At 64.6% G+C, this 17,042-nt stretch carries 18 protein-coding genes; 8 read left to right on the forward strand and 10 right to left on the reverse strand.

The features are described 5' to 3' along the window. Nucleotides 1–73: 73 nt before the first annotated feature. The gene (uvrA, locus tag AC19YR_RS16480) at nt 74–2,908 is read right to left on the reverse strand and encodes an excinuclease ABC subunit UvrA (RefSeq protein WP_095109707.1); all 2,835 of its coding nucleotides are present in this window, start codon (nt 2,906–2,908) and stop codon (nt 74–76) included. A 189-nt stretch (nt 2,909–3,097) separates the two neighbouring features. Between uvrA and AC19YR_RS16485 the strand changes: the two genes are divergently transcribed. Both AC19YR_RS16485 and AC19YR_RS16490 read left to right on the forward strand, forming a co-directional pair. Continuing rightward, nucleotides 3,098–4,495, forward strand: a complete 1,398-nt coding sequence (locus tag AC19YR_RS16485) for an MFS transporter (RefSeq protein WP_095109682.1) — start codon at nt 3,098–3,100, stop codon at nt 4,493–4,495. A gap of 9 nt (nt 4,496–4,504) precedes the next feature. Then, nucleotides 4,505–5,023: a single-stranded DNA-binding protein gene (locus tag AC19YR_RS16490; RefSeq protein WP_095109681.1), complete on the forward strand. Its 519-nt coding sequence runs from the start codon at nt 4,505–4,507 to the stop codon at nt 5,021–5,023. Nucleotides 5,024–5,101: 78 nt separating this feature from the next. On the opposite strand, the gene AC19YR_RS16495 is transcribed toward AC19YR_RS16490, so the two are convergent. After that, complete coding sequence (locus AC19YR_RS16495; RefSeq protein WP_500599264.1) at nt 5,102–5,656, reverse strand: cysteine hydrolase family protein; 555 nt, start codon at nt 5,654–5,656, stop codon at nt 5,102–5,104. A gap of 96 nt (nt 5,657–5,752) precedes the next feature. Between AC19YR_RS16495 and AC19YR_RS16500 the strand changes: the two genes are divergently transcribed. From AC19YR_RS16500 to pgnE, 3 genes are all read left to right on the forward strand, one after another. Next, entirely contained in the window at nt 5,753–6,757 is a 1,005-nt protein-coding gene (locus AC19YR_RS16500; RefSeq protein WP_095109680.1) for a GlxA family transcriptional regulator, read from the forward strand. A gap of 132 nt (nt 6,758–6,889) precedes the next feature. Further along, nucleotides 6,890–7,774, forward strand: a complete 885-nt coding sequence (locus tag AC19YR_RS16505; protein ID WP_095109679.1) for a sugar nucleotide-binding protein — start codon at nt 6,890–6,892, stop codon at nt 7,772–7,774. Next, complete coding sequence (pgnE, locus tag AC19YR_RS16510; protein ID WP_095109678.1) at nt 7,767–8,696, forward strand: UDP-N-acetylglucosamine epimerase PgnE; 930 nt, start codon at nt 7,767–7,769, stop codon at nt 8,694–8,696. Before AC19YR_RS16505 ends, pgnE begins: the two co-directional genes overlap by 8 nt. Before the next feature lie 58 nt (nt 8,697–8,754). Here the strand turns inward: pgnE and AC19YR_RS16515 are convergent, their stop codons facing one another. The 5 genes from AC19YR_RS16515 to AC19YR_RS16535 all read right to left on the reverse strand — a co-directional run bounded on the left by AC19YR_RS16515 (nt 8,755) and on the right by AC19YR_RS16535 (nt 12,736). Next, nucleotides 8,755–9,453, reverse strand: coding sequence for an OmpW/AlkL family protein (locus AC19YR_RS16515; protein ID WP_500599267.1), 699 nt, complete (start codon nt 9,451–9,453; stop codon nt 8,755–8,757). Nucleotides 9,454–9,573: 120 nt separating this feature from the next. Next, nucleotides 9,574–10,092, reverse strand: a complete 519-nt coding sequence (locus AC19YR_RS16520) for a DUF3299 domain-containing protein (RefSeq protein ID WP_095109676.1) — start codon at nt 10,090–10,092, stop codon at nt 9,574–9,576. An 11-nt stretch (nt 10,093–10,103) separates the two neighbouring features. Beyond that, nucleotides 10,104–11,369, reverse strand: coding sequence for an ABC transporter permease (locus AC19YR_RS16525; protein WP_500599268.1), 1,266 nt, complete (start codon nt 11,367–11,369; stop codon nt 10,104–10,106). 1 nt (nt 11,370) lies between these two features. Further along, nucleotides 11,371–12,081, reverse strand: a complete 711-nt coding sequence (locus AC19YR_RS16530) for an ABC transporter ATP-binding protein (protein WP_500599269.1) — start codon at nt 12,079–12,081, stop codon at nt 11,371–11,373. An 82-nt stretch (nt 12,082–12,163) separates the two neighbouring features. Beyond that, on the reverse strand, nt 12,164–12,736 hold the full coding sequence (locus AC19YR_RS16535) for a DUF2796 domain-containing protein (RefSeq protein WP_500599271.1): 573 nt from the start codon (nt 12,734–12,736) through the stop codon (nt 12,164–12,166). A gap of 122 nt (nt 12,737–12,858) precedes the next feature. Here AC19YR_RS16535 and AC19YR_RS16540 point away from each other — a divergent pair, with 122 nt between their 5' ends. After that, nucleotides 12,859–13,212, forward strand: coding sequence for a hypothetical protein (locus tag AC19YR_RS16540; protein ID WP_095109672.1), 354 nt, complete (start codon nt 12,859–12,861; stop codon nt 13,210–13,212). Here AC19YR_RS16540 and trxA read toward each other — a convergent pair. The 3 genes from trxA to AC19YR_RS16555 form a co-directional block, all read right to left on the reverse strand. Beyond that, complete coding sequence (trxA, locus tag AC19YR_RS16545; protein WP_095109671.1) at nt 13,209–14,081, reverse strand: thioredoxin; 873 nt, start codon at nt 14,079–14,081, stop codon at nt 13,209–13,211. The genes AC19YR_RS16540 and trxA overlap by 4 nt on opposite strands. Before the next feature lie 92 nt (nt 14,082–14,173). Beyond that, nucleotides 14,174–14,830, reverse strand: a complete 657-nt coding sequence (locus AC19YR_RS16550; protein WP_500599273.1) for a class I SAM-dependent methyltransferase — start codon at nt 14,828–14,830, stop codon at nt 14,174–14,176. Then, nucleotides 14,827–15,291: a hypothetical protein gene (locus AC19YR_RS16555; RefSeq protein ID WP_095109669.1), complete on the reverse strand. Its 465-nt coding sequence runs from the start codon at nt 15,289–15,291 to the stop codon at nt 14,827–14,829. Before AC19YR_RS16555 ends, AC19YR_RS16550 begins: the two co-directional genes overlap by 4 nt. 129 nt (nt 15,292–15,420) lie before the next feature. Here AC19YR_RS16555 and nrdR point away from each other — a divergent pair, with 129 nt between their 5' ends. Beyond that, nucleotides 15,421–15,885 carry a transcriptional regulator NrdR gene (nrdR, locus tag AC19YR_RS16560; RefSeq protein ID WP_176465121.1) on the forward strand — a complete coding sequence of 155 codons (465 nt, stop codon included), beginning with the start codon at nt 15,421–15,423 and terminating at the stop codon, nt 15,883–15,885. Next, entirely contained in the window at nt 15,882–17,015 is a 1,134-nt protein-coding gene (ribD, locus tag AC19YR_RS16565; protein WP_095109668.1) for a bifunctional diaminohydroxyphosphoribosylaminopyrimidine deaminase/5-amino-6-(5-phosphoribosylamino)uracil reductase RibD, read from the forward strand. Before nrdR ends, ribD begins: the two co-directional genes overlap by 4 nt. Nucleotides 17,016–17,042 lie beyond the last annotated feature (27 nt).

The following is a 17,042-nucleotide window of genomic DNA, read 5'->3' on the forward strand; positions in this document are numbered from 1 at the left end:
CCGCGCCCACATGCCAGAAATGAAGAAGCCCCTGTCACGATTCAAGTGACAGGGGCTTTTTTGTGGCCCGTAATCAGGCGCGGTCGCGCTCCAACAATGGCTTGAGGTAGAAGCCGGTGTGGGATTGCTTCATGTCCGCCACTTCCTCCGGTGTGCCGACGGCGATGATCTGGCCGCCCTTGGAGCCGCCCTCCGGCCCCAAGTCCACCAGCCAGTCGGCGGTCTTGATGACGTCCAGGTTGTGCTCGATCACCACCACCGTGTTGCCGTGATCGCGCAGGCGATGCAGCACATCCAGCAACTGTTGGATATCGGCGAAGTGCAGGCCGGTGGTCGGCTCGTCGAGGATATACAGGGTCTTGCCGGTATCGCGCTTGGATAGCTCGCGGGACAGCTTCACCCGCTGCGCCTCGCCCCCGGACAGGGTGGTCGCCGATTGCCCCAGCTTGATGTAGGACAGGCCTACATCCATCAGGGTTTGCAGTTTGCGCGCCAGGGCCGGGACGGCATCGAAGAACACTCGCGCTTCTTCGATGGTCATCTCCAGGGTTTCGTGGATGCTCTTGCCCTTGTACTTGATCTCCAGGGTTTCGCGGTTGTAGCGCTTGCTCTTGCACACGTCGCACGGCACATAGATGTCCGGTAGAAAGTGCATTTCCACCTTGATAAGGCCATCGCCTTGGCACGCCTCGCAGCGGCCGCCCTTGACGTTGAAGGAGAACCGCCCCGGCCCGTAGCCCCGGGAGCGGGACTCCGGTACGCCGGCGAAGAGTTCGCGGATCGGCGTGAACAACCCGGTGTAGGTGGCCGGGTTGGAGCGCGGCGTGCGGCCGATGGGGCTTTGGTCGATATCGACCACTTTGTCCAGGTGTTCCAGGCCCTTGATGCTGTCGTGGGCTGCCGCTTCCAGGGTGGTCGCGCCGTTCAGTGCCGTGGCGCTGAGGGGGAACAGGGTGTTGTTGATAAGCGTCGATTTACCCGAGCCAGACACGCCAGTGACGCAGGTCAGCAGGCCGATGGGGATTTCCAGGTCGACGTTGCGCAGGTTGTTGCCGCGCGCGCCTTTGAGGGACAGGGTCAGCTTCTTGTTGCGCGGGGTGCGTTTGGCGGGCACTTCGATTTTCACGCGGCCCGACAGGTATTTGCCGGTCAGCGAATCCGGGTGCGCCATGACTTCGGCGGGCGTGCCCTCGGCGACGATGTGGCCGCCATGCACGCCGGCACCGGGGCCGATATCGACCACGTAATCGGCCAGGCGAATGGCGTCTTCGTCGTGCTCGACCACGATCACCGTATTGCCGATGTCGCGCAGGTGCTTGAGGGTGCCGAGTAAGCGGTCGTTATCCCGTTGATGCAGGCCAATGGACGGCTCGTCGAGGATGTACAGCACGCCCACGAGGCCCGCGCCGATCTGGCTGGCCAGGCGAATACGCTGGGCTTCACCGCCGGATAGGGTGTCGGCACTGCGATCCAGGGACAGGTAGTCCAGGCCCACATTGACGAGAAATTGCAGGCGTTCGCGGATTTCCTTGAGGATCTTGTCGGCGATTTCGCCACGCCGGCCGGTCAGCTTCAGCCCGGCAAAGTATTCGCTGGCGTCGCCAATCGGCAGGTTGGTCACCGCCGGCAGGGTTTTTTCGCCGACCCACACGTGCCGAGCTTCACGGCGTAAGCGCGTGCCGCGGCAGTCCGGGCAGGACTGGGTGCTGAGGAACTTGGCCAACTCTTCGCGCACGCTGGCCGACTCGGTTTCGCGGTAGCGCCGCTCCAGGTTCGGCACGATGCCCTCGAACGGGTGGGAGCGCTTGACGATATCGCCCCGGTCGTTGAGGTATTTGAAATCGACGTTCTTCGAGCCACTGCCATGCAGGACGACTTTCTGCTGTTCGGCCGGCAGTTCATTGAACGGCACTTCCAGGCTGAAGCCGAAGTGGCTGGCCAGGGAGCCGAGCATCTGGAAATAATAGACGTTGCGCCGGTCCCAGCCGCGTATCGCACCTTCGGCGAGGGTCAGGTCACCGTTGACCAGGCGTTTGATGTCGAAGAACTGCTTCACTCCCAGGCCATCGCAGGTCGGGCAGGCACCGGCGGGGTTGTTGAAGGAGAACAGCTTGGGCTCCAGCTCGCTGATGGCGTGGCCGCAAATCGGGCAGGCAAAGCGTGCGGAGAAGATGATTTCCTCGCCGGGCTCGTCGTCCATCGGCGCCACCAGAGCGATGCCGTCCGCCAGTTTCAGCGCGGTTTCAAAGGATTCGGCCAGCCGCTGTTGCAGGTCGGCGCGCACCTTGAAGCGGTCGACCACCACGTCGATGGAGTGCTTTTTCTGTTTATCCAGTTTCGGCAACTCGTCCAGCTCGCACAGCTTGCCGTTGACCCGGGCTCGCACGAAGCCCTGCGCACGCAGTTCTTCAAAGACTGAAAGGTGTTCGCCCTTGCGTTCGCGGATCACCGGCGCCAGCAGCATCAGCTTGGCGCCTTCGGGCTGGGCCAGCACCAAGTCAACCATTTGGCTGACGGTCTGGGCTTCCAGCGGGATGTCGTGATCCGGGCAGCGCGGAATGCCGACGCGCGCGTAAAGCAGGCGCAGGTAGTCGTAGATCTCGGTGATGGTGCCCACAGTGGAGCGCGGGTTATGGGACGTCGACTTTTGCTCGATGGAAATGGCCGGCGACAGGCCCTCGATGGTATCGACATCGGGTTTTTCCATCATCGACAGGAACTGGCGGGCGTAGGCTGACAGCGATTCTACATAGCGCCGCTGACCTTCGGCATACAACGTATCGAAGGCCAGGGAAGACTTGCCCGAACCGGACAAGCCAGTGATAACGATCAATTTGTCCCGTGGCAGGGTCAGGTCGATGTTCTTCAGGTTGTGGGTTCGAGCCCCACGAATCAGGATCTTGTCCAAGGTGGCCTCGCTCGGCGGGCGTAAAGGCAGGAGTATAAAGCCAAATACTGGATGGATGCACACTATCAAATGCGCCTTTGCAGGCCATGCCGGGCTGACGCGGGATACATCCTCGCGGCAAACGGTCGCATGTACCCCCTCCCTCGATCGGACTGGTAGAATCGCCGCCGGTTCACACGAGGTTTTTCCATGCACGATCCCCACAGCGAACGCATGAGCAGCGGTGAGACCCGCGCGGCAAGCGGTCTGGCCCTGGTGTTTGCGTTCCGTATGCTTGGCATGTTCATGGTGCTGCCGGTGCTGGCGACCTATGGCATGGACCTGGCGGGCGCCACCCCGGCCCTGATCGGCCTGGCGATCGGCGCCTATGGCCTGACCCAGGCGTTGTTCCAGATTCCCTTTGGCGTCATTTCCGACCGTATCGGTCGTCGGCCGGTGATTTACCTGGGGCTCATCATCTTTGCCCTGGGCAGCGTGCTGGCGGCCAACGCCGATTCCATCTGGGGCGTGATTGCCGGGCGGGTGCTGCAGGGTGCCGGGGCGATTTCCGCGGCGGTCATGGCGCTGCTTTCGGACCTGACCCGCGAACAGCACCGCACCAAGGCCATGGCGATGATCGGCATGACCATCGGCCTGTCGTTCGCCGTGGCCATGGTCGTCGGCCCGCTGCTGACCCGCGCCTTTGGCCTGTCGGGCCTGTTCCTGGCTACCGGGGCGATGGCCATGCTTGGCATTCTGATCGTGGCCTTCATGGTGCCGCGCTCCACCGGCACCTTGCAGCACCGCGAATCCGGCGTCGCGCGCCAGGCCCTGATGCCGACGCTCAAGCACCCGGACCTGCTGCGCCTGGATCTGGGCATTTTTGTGTTGCACGCGATGCTGATGTCCAGCTTCGTCGCCTTGCCCCTGGCCCTGGTAGAAAAGGCCGGGCTGCCCAAGGAGCAGCATTGGTGGGTGTACCTCACCGCGTTGCTGATTTCGTTCTTCGCCATGATCCCGTTCATCATCTACGGCGAGAAGAAACGCAAAATGAAACGAGTGTTGCTCGGCGCCGTGCTGACGCTGCTGCTCACTGAGCTATTCTTCTGGCGGTTCGGCGACAGCCTGAGGGCGCTGGTGGTGGCGACGGTGGTGTTCTTCACCGCGTTCAATCTACTGGAGGCTACGCTGCCGTCGCTGATTAGCAAGGTTTCACCGGCGGGGGGCAAGGGCACGGCGATGGGGGTCTACTCCACCAGCCAGTTCCTCGGTTCGGCGTTGGGCGGCATCATGGGCGGCTGGTTGTACCAGCATGGCGGTTTGTCGGTTGTGTTCCTGGGATGCGCTGCGCTGGCTGCACTCTGGTTCGCCTTTGCTGTTACCATGCGCGAACCTCCGTATGTGACGAGCCTGCGCTTGCCGCTGTCGCCCGAAGCGATTCGCGAAGCCGGCCTGGTCGAGCGCCTCAAGGCCGTCGTCGGAGTAACGGATGCAGTGGTGGTGGCCGAAGAGGCCGCCATTTATATCAAATTGGACACCGAACTATTGGATCGCACGACCCTCGAAGGCCTGGTCAACAACCCGGCACCGACAGCGTGCGAAGCCTAGGAGAACGTTATGGCCCGTGGGGTTAACAAAGTCATATTGGTCGGCACTTGCGGCCAGGATCCCGAAGTTCGCTACTTGCCTAACGGTAACGCCGTGACCAACCTGAGTCTGGCGACCAGCGAACAATGGACCGACAAGCAAACCGGTCAGAAGGTCGAGAAAACCGAATGGCACCGTGTGTCGATGTTCGGCAAAGTGGCGGAGATCGCCGGCGAATACCTGCGTAAAGGTTCGCAAGTCTACATCGAAGGCAAGTTGCAGACCCGCGAGTGGGAAAAAGACGGCATCAAGCGTTACACCACTGAAATCGTGGTTGACATGCAAGGCACCATGCAACTGCTCGGCGGCCGCCCACAACAGGGCGAGCAACAAGGTGGCGGCAACAACTACCAGCAGCAGGCCCCACGCCAGCAGGCTCCGCGCCCGCAGCAGTCGGCCCCGCAACAGCGTTCGGCCCCGGCTCCTCAGCAGGCCGCGCCGCAACCGGCTCCGGATTTCGACAGTTTTGATGACGACATTCCCTTTTAGGCCCTAGCCTCAGGCTGGCAGAACGCACAAAACCCGCGTTTCCTCCCTTGGAAACGCGGGTTTTTTATTGACCGCAATTCAGCCTTGGGAGGCCAGGAATTCATCCGTCGAGACCACGCTGGCATAGGCGAACGCCAACGCCGACATGAACGCCGCATGCGCCTGGGCGGCGGGGACGGTGATGCCGTTGAACTCCAGCTCGCAGGTGGCGCAGGCGTCGTGGATCACGCTGACGTTGTAGCCCAGGTCGGCAGCGGCGCGGGTGATGGCGTCGATGCACATATGACTCATGCTACCGGCGATCACCAGGCTGTCGATGTGATGCTGTTCAAGGATCGCTTGCAGCTCAGTGTCGCGAAATGAATTGACGAAGTGCTTGAGCACCACCGGTTCTTCGGCGCGGTTTTGCACCTTGGGGTGCAGGTGCGCGCCCAGGGAGCCTGGGGTGAAGAACGGCGCATCGTCGTGGGTGAACTCATGGCGGATGTGCACCACCAGGTCTCCCGCCGCGCGGGCCGCGCCGAGCAGGCGGGCGGCGTTGTCGGCGGCGGCTTCCACGCCCGCAAGTGGCCATTTGCCGTCGGGGAAGTAGTCGTTCTGGATATCGACTAGGATGAGCGCTTGCTTGGCCATGGGGCGGTCCTCGGTGATGGAAGTGGCGCCCAGTATCGGCAACGGCTGCGCCTGCGGGCATTGGCCGTACCGACAATAAAGAGGGGAAAACTGACAATGGCGGGAGAACGTGCGGTCGTTGAGTTGGGCGTGCTGGTGTATCCGGGCGCGCAGTGGGCGGCGGTTCATGGTTTGACGGATCTGTTCGGGGTGGCTAACCGCATTGCCGCCGAACAGTGCAGCGCCCAGCTCCCACGCCTGCGGGTCAGCCACTGGCAAACCGAGGCGGATGGCAGGCCAGTGCGGGTGTTCGACAGCCACCCCGGGGCCGAACATCCGCTGGTCGCGGTATTGATTCCACCTTCCATCGCGGCGTTTTCCGACAACCTGCCCTTGCAGGCGCTGACCCAGTGGCTGCGTGAGCAGCACGCCAACGGCGCGACCCTGGGCGGCGTGTGCGTCGGCTCGCTGCTGTTGGCTGAAAGCGGCCTGCTTGATGGGCGCAGCGCCACCACCCACTGGACATCGGTCACGGCCTTCGCCGAGCGTTACCCGGCGATCAAGGTGCAGGCCAATACCCCCATTGTCGACGACGGCGACCTGATAACCACTGCCGGCTTGATGGCCTGGGCCGAGTTGGGCCTGCGCCTGGTGGATCGCCTGCTGGGGCCGAGCATCGCGGCGGGCACGGCGCGGTTTTTGGTGATCGAGCACAGCGACAGCGCACGCCACTGTGGCAGCAATTTTGCGCCGATCCTCAGCCATGGCGATGGGGCGGTGCTCAAGGTCCAACATTGGTTGCAAGGCAATGGCGCGGTGGATGTGTCGGTGGCAGCGATGGCGCAGTGCGCGGGCCTGGAGGAGCGCACGTTCCTGCGGCGTTTTCGCGCCGCCACGGGGCTTAAGCCGACGCAATACTGCCAGCACCTGCGGGTCGGCAAGGCGCGCGAATTGCTGGAGTTCACCCAAGGCACTATCGACCACATCGCCTGGACGGTGGGTTACCAGGACCCCAGCGCTTTTCGCGCCACCTTCAAGAAAATCACCGGCCTGGCGCCGAGCGAATACCGCACGCGTTTTGGTGTGGGTTCGCCCACGGTGGTGCGGGTGGCGGCGCACTGAATGGGCGTACTTTGTAAGTGACGGTTGCGCTGCAAAGCCGCAAAATGCAACGATTCCGGCAATCATCACGGCAAGACCTCCGGGTTTTTGCGCATCAACAATCGTTCTCGACAGACTGGGCCTGCTGACTTTATGCGAATGCGCCTTATGTTATTGGGCGGCGGGAATGCCCTCGGGCAGGCGCTGATTCGCCTCGGTGCGGAAGAAGACATCGGTTTTCTCGCGCCCCGCCCACCGCAAGACGGTTGGGACGCCGCGAGCTTGACGCAACTGCTCGACGACACCCGCCCCGACGCCTTGATTAACCTCGCCTACTACTTCGACTGGTTCCAGGCCGAAGCGGTGGCCGAGCCACGCCTGGCCGAGCAGGAACGCGCGGTGGAACGCCTCGCCGAGCTGTGCCAGCACCACAACATCATCCTCCTGCAACCCTCCAGCTATCGCGTGTTCGACGGCTCGCGGGCCACGGCCTACAGCGAAAAAGACGAGCCGGTGCCGTTGGGCCTGCGCGGCCAGGCGCTATGGCGGATCGAGCAAAGCGTGCGCGCTACGTGCCCGCAGCATGTGCTGTTGCGCTTTGGCTGGTTGCTGGACGACAGCCTCGACGGCACCCTGGGGCGTTTCCTGGCCCGGGCCGAAACCGCCGAAGAGTTGCTGATGGCCGACGACCGGCGTGGCAACCCGACCCCGGCCGACGACGCCGCCCGGGTGATTATCTCGGTGCTCAAGCAGCTCGATTGCGCCGCGCCCCTGTGGGGCACGTACCACTACGCCGGGCACGAAGCCACCACGCCGCTGGCGCTGGGGCAGGCGATTCTCAGCGAGGCGCGGCAGTTGCACCCCCTGGCGATCGAAGCGCCTACCGCGCAGGCCCACGCCGCGCGCCCGGATGCTGGCGAAGAACCGCAACACGCGGTGCTGGCCTGCAAGAAAATTCTGCACACTTTCGGGATCAAGCCACGTGCCTGGCGCGCGGCGCTCCCGGGCTTACTGGATAGGTTTTATCGTCATGGCTAAAGGCATTGTCTTAATCACCGGCGGCGCCGGTTTCATTGGTTCCCACCTGACCGACGCACTGTTGGCCAAGGGTTACTCGGTGCGGGTGCTTGACGACCTGTCCACTGGCAAGCGCAGCAACCTGGCGCTGGATAACCCCAAGGTCGAGCTGATCGTCGGCGACGCCGCCGATGCCGCGTTGGTGGCCCAGGCCATGGCCGGGTGCCAGGCTGTCGCCCACTTGGCGGCAGTCGCATCGGTGCAGGCCTCGGTGGACGACCCGGTACGCACCCACCAGAGCAACTTCATCGCTACCCTCAATGTTTGTGAGGCCATGCGCGAGCACGGCGTCAAGCGTGTGGTGTTCGCCTCCAGCGCGGCGGTGTACGGCAACAACGGCGAAGGCCAGGCCATCGACGAAGACACTCCCAAGGCGCCGCTCACGCCCTACGCCTCGGACAAACTGGCCAGCGAGTATTACCTGGATTTCTACCGCCGCGAGCATGGGCTGGCGCCGGCGATCTTCCGCTTTTTCAACATCTTTGGCCCACGCCAGGACCCGTCTTCGCCGTACTCCGGGGTCATCAGCATTTTCAGCGAGCGGGCGGCCAAGGGCCTGCCGATCACCGTGTTTGGCGATGGCGAGCAAACCCGCGACTTCCTCTACGTGGCAGACCTGGTCGGCCTACTGGTGCAAGCCCTCGAAGCGCCGAGCCTGGAAGTGGGCGCGGTGAACGTCGGCTGGAACCAGTCCATCAGCCTCAAGCAATTGCTGGTGGCGCTTGAAGGCGTGGTCGGTTCGCTGCCCGCCATCAGCCATGGCCCGGCGCGGGCCGGCGATATCCGCCATTCGCGGGCCAACAACCAGCGCCTGGCGCAGCGTTTTGAGCTGCCTGTGCAAACACCGCTGACCGTGGGCCTGGCGCGCCTGCTCGGCCGCTGAGCATTCGACGGGCATAAAAAAGGCGCCTTCGCAGGCGCCTTTTTCGTGGGCGGGGTACTTAGAACTTGTAGCCCAGGCCAACCATGTACACGAACGGATCAACATCAACGTCGACCTTGGCGCGGGTGCCAGGGGATACGCCGTCGTTGTTCACGTAGGCGGTGGTTTCGATGTCGATGTAGCGAACCTGGGCGTTGAGCATGATTCTGTCGGTAATCATGTAGTCGGCGCCCAGTTGAGCGGCCCAGCCCCAGCTGTTGCTGGCGCGGAAATTGTCGAAACCGGCGGCTTGCGCGTCGCTGCCAACGTGTTCGTCATAGATCCAGGTGTAGTTGATGCCGGCGCCCACGTAGGGTTGGAATGCGGACTTGGTGTCCAGCGGGTAGTAGACCACGCTCAGGGTTGGCGGCAGGTGCTTGAGGGAGCCGAGCTTGCCGTTGGCCGGGGCCAGGGCAGTGCCTTTGATTTTCACGTCGTGTTCAAACGGCGTGGCGGCCAGCAGTTCGAGACCCCAGTGGTCGGTCAGCATGTAAGCGAAGTTCAGACCCAGCTGAGTGTCGCTGTTCATGGTGGCTTTGCCGCCCAGGTCGTGACCAGCCAGCGCGCCGCGGTCTACCTTGACGCTGGAGGTGTCGGCTTTCGGGTTGACGGTGATGGCACCGGCACGCACGAGGATGTCGCCAGCCTGGTGGGCATGGGCGATCGGCGCGGCGAGCGCGAGGGCAAACAGGGAAGCGCTAAGCAAAGACTTGTGCATGGGGGCTCCAAAGGACGTTTTTAGTTGGCTGCGTCCAATGGTAGTGATGACCCAGGGGCAGGCTTTGACACAGCTCAATGAAAACGCGATGGACCCCGTAAACAGGGAACCTTTTGCGTTTTACTCGGGCAACTCGTAGAGATAGATCTTCTCGGCGTCCATCTGGTAGCCGGCATCGGCCAATTCGCTGCTGGACGCTTTGACCTGCAACGCGCCCTCGATCCAGTACGGCTGGTACAACTCTTCGAGCTTGACCCCCACTTCGCTTTTCACATGCACGATCTGGTTCGACGGCGGTGGCGGCACGTGGATGCAGGCGCCGAAGTAGGGCACCAGGAGGAAGTCCGTGGTGCGCCCTGCCTCGTTGACCTCCAGCGGCACGATGTAGCCCGGCAGGCGGATGCGCTCACCGTTCAGGCCCTTGACCACCGGCGCGTCGGGCATGTCCTGATGGGCGGCGGGGCCGGCCTCGGCGGCCAGGGCATCGCTGAGCTTGGCCAGGTCGTGTAGGGGCGTCATGTTCGGCTCGACTACGGGCGCGTCGGGCGGGATCATTTCCGACCAGGTCAGGTCCCGGGGCTCGGCCGCCCACGACGGCAGGGCGACCAGTAACAGCAGCGCAAGCAGGGCGCGGGGCATGCGGTGTTTCCTCATAAACGAATGGACAGGCCATCGGCCAGGGATTGCCGGTAGGCGCGCCAGGCCGGCACGCTGCCCATCAGCACAGCGGCCGCCAGGATAGCGCCCATCAGCGCCCACTCATACTCGCTTGGCCAGGCCAGCGGCAGGTACAACCCATAGTTGGCCTGCACATAGCCTTGGGCGAGGGCGATGCCCAGGTACAGCAACCCCAGGCCCGCCGTGACCCCGGCCAACGCCAGGGCGAACGCCTCCAGCACCAGCAGGCTCGCGATGTGCCAGGGCCGCGCGCCCACCGAGCGCAGGATCGCCATCTCGCGGCGGCGTTCGTTGAGGCTGGTGAGAATTGCCGTGAGCATGCCGATCAACCCCGTCAGCACCACGAACAGCGACACCACGAACAGCGCCTTTTCGGCGGTGCCCATCAGGCTCCACAGCTCTTGCAACGCCACCCCCGGCAGGATCGCCAGCAGCGGTTCGCCACGGAACTCGTTGATTTCGCGCTGCACAGCGAAGGTGGAAATCTTGCTGTTGAGGCCGAGCATGAACGCGGTGATGGCTTGGGGCTTGAGGTCCATGTTGCGTGCCTGTTCGGCGCTGACCCGGCCTTTGCCCCGGGCGGGCATGCCGTTTTGCCAATCGATGTGGATCGCTTCCATGCCGCCCAGGCTGATATGCAGCGTGCGGTCCACCGGCGTGCCGGTGCGCTGGAGGATGCCGACCACGGTGAAGGGCTTGTCGTCGTGCTTGGCCAGGCTCACCGCCGCCACGCCATGGGCCAGCACCAGTTGTTCGCCCAGTGTGTAATGCAGTGCCTGGGCCACTTCGGCACCCAGCACCACCTCGAACGGGTCGCTGGCGAAGGCGCGGCCATTGGCCAGCGCCAGGTGCTGCTGGCGCCCGTATTGGTAATGCTGGAAGTAGGCCTCGGTGGTGCCCATCACCCGGTAGCCGCGATGGGAGTCGCCCAGGGACATGGGGATCGCCCACTTCACTTTCGGGTGGCTGGCGAAGTGCTCGAAGCTGTCCCAGCGGATGTTGTTGGTGGCGTTGCCGATGCGAAACACCGAATACAGCAGCAGGTTCACCGAGCCTGAGCGGGCGCCGACGATCAAGTCGCTGCCGCTGATGGTGCTGGCGAAACTGGCGCGGGCCTCGGTGCGCACCCGCTCCACCGCCAGCAGCAGGCACACCGACAGGGCAATGGCGAACGCGGTGAGGGTCGCGGTAAAGCGGCGATTAGCCAGGCTGGCCATGGCTAGGCGGAACAAGTACATCTCAAACCTCGCAGGGCGCGGCGGCGCGATTGAGTTCGGCCAGGGACAAGTGGCGGTCGAACAGCGGCGCCAGGCTTTGGTCATGGCTGACGAACAACAGGCTGGCGCCGGCCTCGCGGCATTCGGCGAACAGCAGGCGGATAAAGGCCTCGCGGGCGTCGTAGTCCAGGGCCGAGGTCGGTTCGTCGGCGATCACCAGCTCCGGTTGGCCGATCAGCGCACGGGCGGCGGCCACCCGTTGCTGTTGGCCGATGGACAGGGCATCGGCGCGCCGGCCCAGCAGGCTGGGGTCGGTCAGGCCCAGGTGCGCCAGCAGGGTGCTGGCGGCTTTTTCCACGCTGCCATGGCGCTGCGCCGCGCGGCACGCGCGCAGCTTGGAGAAGTGGCACGGCAACTCGACGTTTTCACGCACCGACAAAAAGGGCAGCAAGTTGAATTGCTGGAAGATGTAGCCCGTGTGATCGACCCGGAAGCGGTCACGGGCGCCCGCCGCCAGCGCGGTCAACTCCTGGCCCAGCAGGCGGATGCTGCCGCTGTCGGGCTTCTGCACCCCGCCCAACAGGCCCAGCAGGGTGGTCTTGCCGCTGCCGCTGGGGCCTTTGAGAAACAGCGTCTGGCCGGGTTCCAGGCGAAACGCCGGGATATCCAGCAACTGCGGGTGGCCGGGCCAACTGAAACTCAGGTGGGAGAGTTCGATAAGCGCTTGGGTCATGGCGACGGGTTCTTGGTGGGTTCGGTGCAACCCCAGCCCTCTTTGGGAGCAGGCTTGCTCCCACAGAGGGCTGGGTATGTTTTTAGAAGGTCAGCAGCGCAGCCTTGGCCGTGACTTCAACCCCTTGCTGGCCGCTCGGGCCGATGAGTTGTACCGCAATTTTCTGGGTGGCGGGGAAGGTCTTGAACAGATTGCCCAGGTCCAGGTGCTTCAACGCGGCGGGCGTGGCGCAGGTGAACTGGTAGTGGGCGTGGATTTCGCTGTGGTCGTGGTCGTGTTCGTCGCCCTCTGCATCGTGGTCGTGATCTTCGGCTTTGTCGCCGAACAGCGGGCTCTCCAACTCTTGGCTGGCCACCGTGCAACCGGCAGTGGCGGGCAAGCTGAACAGCGCCAGAGGTTGCGCCAGTTGCGCGTGCACGGCGGCGACCTTGGCCTTGTCGGCGTCGCTGCTGGCCACGTGCTCGAAACCCACCAGGTTCATCGCCGGGCTTTGTAGTTCCAGCTCCAGGGTCTTGCCATCCAGCGCCGCATTCAGGCGCGCGACCCCGTGTTCGTGGGCGCCGAGGCTGCCATGCTCGTGGTCGTGGGTGTCGGCGGCTTGGGCGGCCACCAGGGGCAACAGGGCAAACGGCAGGGCGAGAAGCAGACGGCGCATGGCAAGTCTCCGAGGGGAAATGTTATGTAATCTTATAACGATTGGTCGCGGAGTGTGCCCCTCTACTTGGCGTTACGCAAGCTGCGTGGGAGCATGCCCGCCACAAATATGAGGCAGACCCTATGTTGCGGATTCGTGGAAGCATCGGCGATTGGCCGGTGGATTTGACCCTGGAACTGGATGAGCAAGACTGGGCGCGCCTGGGTGGCCAGTTGCAGGTGGAAAAGGTCGAGGCAGCCGCGCCGGCCGCCAGCACGGCGGGCAAACCGGTGAACCAGGATGATGCCTTGTGGCTGATCGCCCAGGACCTGCTGCGCCAGGCCGGGCAACTGAGCGGGCCGGATTTGCTGGCCCGGCTCGAAAGCCTGACCGGCAGCGCGGCGGCGGGCAAGCGCCTGTTGGTGCGCTTGCGCCATAGCGCCGGGGTCAAGGTGGTGAGCGGTGGGGATACGCCGCTTTATAGCTGGGTGGACTAGTACAGCGCGGCGAACAGCTTGCGCCGGTAGGTGGTCACTAACGGGTGATCGTTGCCCAGCAGGAGGAACACTTGCAGCAGGGTCTTGTGGGGCAGGCCTTCGCTGTAGCTGCGGTTGCGCACGAACAGCTTGAGCAACGCTTCCAGGGCCGCTTCGTACTGCTGGCGCGCCAGTTGCTGGATCGCCAGTTGATACGCCGCTTCATCGTCCTGCGGGTTTTGCGCCAGGCGGGTTTTCAGGTCGGCGGCGTCCGGCAGGTCGGCCGCTTGGCGCAGGAAGGTGATTTGCGCCTTGGCCCCGGCCAGCGCGGCTTTGTGCTCGTCGCTCTTGACTGCGTCGAGCACGGTTTGTGCCTCGCCCAATTCGCCCCGTTCGGCGAGGCAACGGGCGTAGAGAATCAGCGCGCCGGCGTGGGTGTTGTCTTCTCCCAGCAGCGCTTTGAGCGCGGCTTCGGCGTCGGCGAAACGGCCGCTGTCGAACAAGGCCTGGGCCTGCTCGAAGGGGTCGGCCGCCGCCGGTGGTGGCATTTGCACATGGGGTTCGAGCAGGGCGCGCACAGCCGACTCCGGCTGCGCCCCGGCAAAGCCGTCCACCGGTTGGCCATCCTTGAACAGCACCACGGTGGGCAGGCTGCGAATGCCGAAGCGGGCGACGATGTCTGCCTCGGCATCGCAATCGACCTTGGCCAACAGCAACGCACCCTGATAGCTCTCGGCGATCTGCGCCAGCATGGGCATCAGCGCCTTGCACGGCGCGCACCACTCGGCCCAGAAATCCACCAGCACGGGTTTATGGAACGACGCCTCGATCACCGTTTGATCGAAGTCGGCAGTGGTGGCGTCGAAGATGTAGGGGGTGTCCTGGCTCATGGGGCAATCTCGCAAAACGTGGATGGGCGCACTATACGGCGTGGCGGGGGGTGGCCGGTAGGTCGAGTGGCTGCGGCGAAACCCTGTAGGCGTTAGCTGCGCTGCGCGTGGTAAAGGCTGACATGGCGGAATTCTTCCGGTTCGGCCAGGTCCGGCAGGGTCATGGCCTGGAGCATCAGCAGGCGGGTGTACAGCGGGTGGCGAAAATCCCGTACCCGCGAGTCGGCCACCAGGGCTTCACGGCCGCGGCTCAAGAAGGCGTCGAGCAGCGGCAGGTTGGCACGGTCGTACAGCACATCGGCGACCAGGATCAGGTCGAAGCGGTCGGCCTCGGCGAAAAAATCCGTCGAGTAGCCCAGGGTCACGCCGTTGAGCGCAGCGTTGGCTTGGCACGCGGCAAGCGCCAAGGGGTCGAGGTCGCAGGCCACCACTTCCAGCGCCCCGGCCTTGGCCGCGGCAATCCCTGCCACGCCGGAGCCGGCGCCGAAATCCAACACGCGCTTGCCGCGCACCCACTGCGGGTGTTGCGCCAGGTAGCGCGCCAGCGCCAGGCCACTGGCCCAGCAGAAGCTCCAGTACGGCGGTTCATGGAGGATGCGCCGGGTTTCTTCCGGGCTGAAGGCGCGGTCCATGTTGTCGCCATCGATCAGCCACAGCTTGAGGTCGGTGCCCGGCAGCGGGCAGGGCACCAGGCGCGCGTCCCCCAGCAATTGAGCCAGGGCCTGTTGCAGGTCGAACGGTGCGGTCATGGCGCTTTGACGAGTTGCAGCGCGCCCAGGGCCTGGGTGGTGGGTTGCTCGATACGCAGCGCCGGCAGGTGCAGGATCAATTGCCCGGACTGGCTGGCGCGCCCACGCAACTCGACGCGCGCGCCACCGGGGAAGGCTTCGGGGTTGAAGCGCAGGCGAAACGGCAGGGCCTGGTTATTGCCGATCAGGCTGGAGCTGGCGAGCAACTGCTGCGGGCGGCCACGGTCGTCGATCACCAGCAGCGCCAGCTCTACTTCCGCCCCCGCCGGGACGTTTTGCAGGCTGCCGCTCAGTTCGCGCTGGAAGGCTGGCAACGGGCCGAGGTCGGCGGCGCTGTGGGCTTTTTTCTGCGCCTGGGTGCTGGCGGGGCCGGGCTTGGGTTCGGCGGGCTTGGGCGCCTCACTGCTGCACGCCGCCAGGAGGCCGACCAGACTGAGCAAAACGAGGGGACGTAGCGGCATGTGAAGCTCCAGCAAAGCGAAGTGTTGTGTGCGGTACAGCGTAGCCCGTCTGTATACCGCAAAGCCTATGGCTTGTCTTGCCACCGGGATGCGCTACCATGGCCCTCCCTTTTTTTGTTGCCTGCCACCATGCACTGTCCCTTCTGCGGTGCCAACGACACCAAGGTCATCGATTCCCGTCTGGTCGCCGAAGGCGATCAGGTCCGCCGCCGCCGCGAATGCCTGGCCTGCGGTGAGCGCTTCACCACGTTTGAAACCGCCGAACTGGTGTTGCCGCGCCTTATCAAGAGCGATGGCAGCCGCCAGCCGTTCGACGAAGAGAAGCTGCGCGCCGGGATGCTGCGCGCCCTGGAAAAACGTCCGGTGAGTGTCGAGCGCCTGGAGTCGTCCCTGGCCCACATCAAGCACAAACTGCGCGCCACCGGCGAGCGCGAGGTCAAGTCCCTGGTGGTCGGTGAACTGGTGATGGCCGAGCTGCAAAAGCTGGATGAAGTCGCCTATATCCGTTTCGCCTCGGTGTATCGCCGCTTCCAGGACCTCAACGAGTTCCGCGAAGAAATCGATCGCCTGGCCCGGGAGCCCGCCAAAGAATGAGCCTTTCTCCAGAGCAAGCCGTCCTCGACGCCCACTACATGGCGCGAGCCCTGGAATTGGCGCGCAAAGGCCTCTACACCACCCACCCCAACCCCCGTGTCGGTTGCGTGATCGTGCGCGACGGCGAGGTGGTCGGCGAAGGCTGGCACGTGCGCACTGGCGAGCCCCATGCCGAAGTCCACGCCCTGCGCGCCGCTGGCGCCAAGGCCCGCGACGCCACGGCTTACGTCACCTTGGAGCCGTGCAGCCATCACGGCCACACGCCGCCCTGCGCCGATGCGCTGGTGACGGCCGGGGTGGCGCGGGTGGTCGCGGCCATGCAGGACCCCAACCCGGAAGTTGCCGGGCGCGGTTTGCAGCGCCTGGCCCAGGCCGGGATCGCGGTGCACAGCGGCGTGCTCGAAGGCGAAGCGCGGGCGCTCAACCGCGGTTTTCTCAAGCGCATGGAACACGGTTTACCCTTTGTGCGGGTCAAGTTGGCCATGAGCCTGGATGGGCGCACCGCCATGGAAAGCGGCGAGAGCCAATGGATCACCGGCCCCGCCGCGCGGTCGGCGGTGCAACGCCTGCGGGCCGAGGCCAGCGTGGTGCTGACCGGCGCCGACACCGTGCTGGCCGACGACGCGCGCCTGACCGTGCGTGCCGCCGAACTGGGCCTGGACGCTGAAAACACCGCCCTGGCCATGAGCCGCCCGCCGCTGCGGGTGCTGGTGGACGGGCGCTTGCGGGTGCCGCTGGACGCGCCGTTCTTCAAGGCCGGCCCGGTACTGGTCGCCACCTGCGTGGCCATCGAGGAGCAATACGCCACTGGGCCGGAGTGCCTCATCGTGCCGGGCCTTGAAGGCCAGGTCGATTTGCACGCGTTGCTACAGGCACTGGCCGCCCGGGGCGTCAACGACGTGCTGGTGGAAGCGGGGCCGCGCCTGGCCGGGGCCTTTGCGCGCCAGGGCCTGGTGGACGAATACCAGATATTCATCGCCGGCAAGTTCCTCGGCTCCACCGGCCGGCCGTTGCTCGACTGGCCGCTGGCGCAGATGAAAGACGCGCCGCAGCTGAAAATCACTGAAATGCGTGCGGTCGGCGATGACTGGCGGGTCACTGCGATCCCGCTGCCGAACGCAGGCGTATAATCGCGGCCTTTGGCCTGGCGCAGGCCT

This window comes from Pseudomonas sp. MF08817, assembly GCF_059862705.1.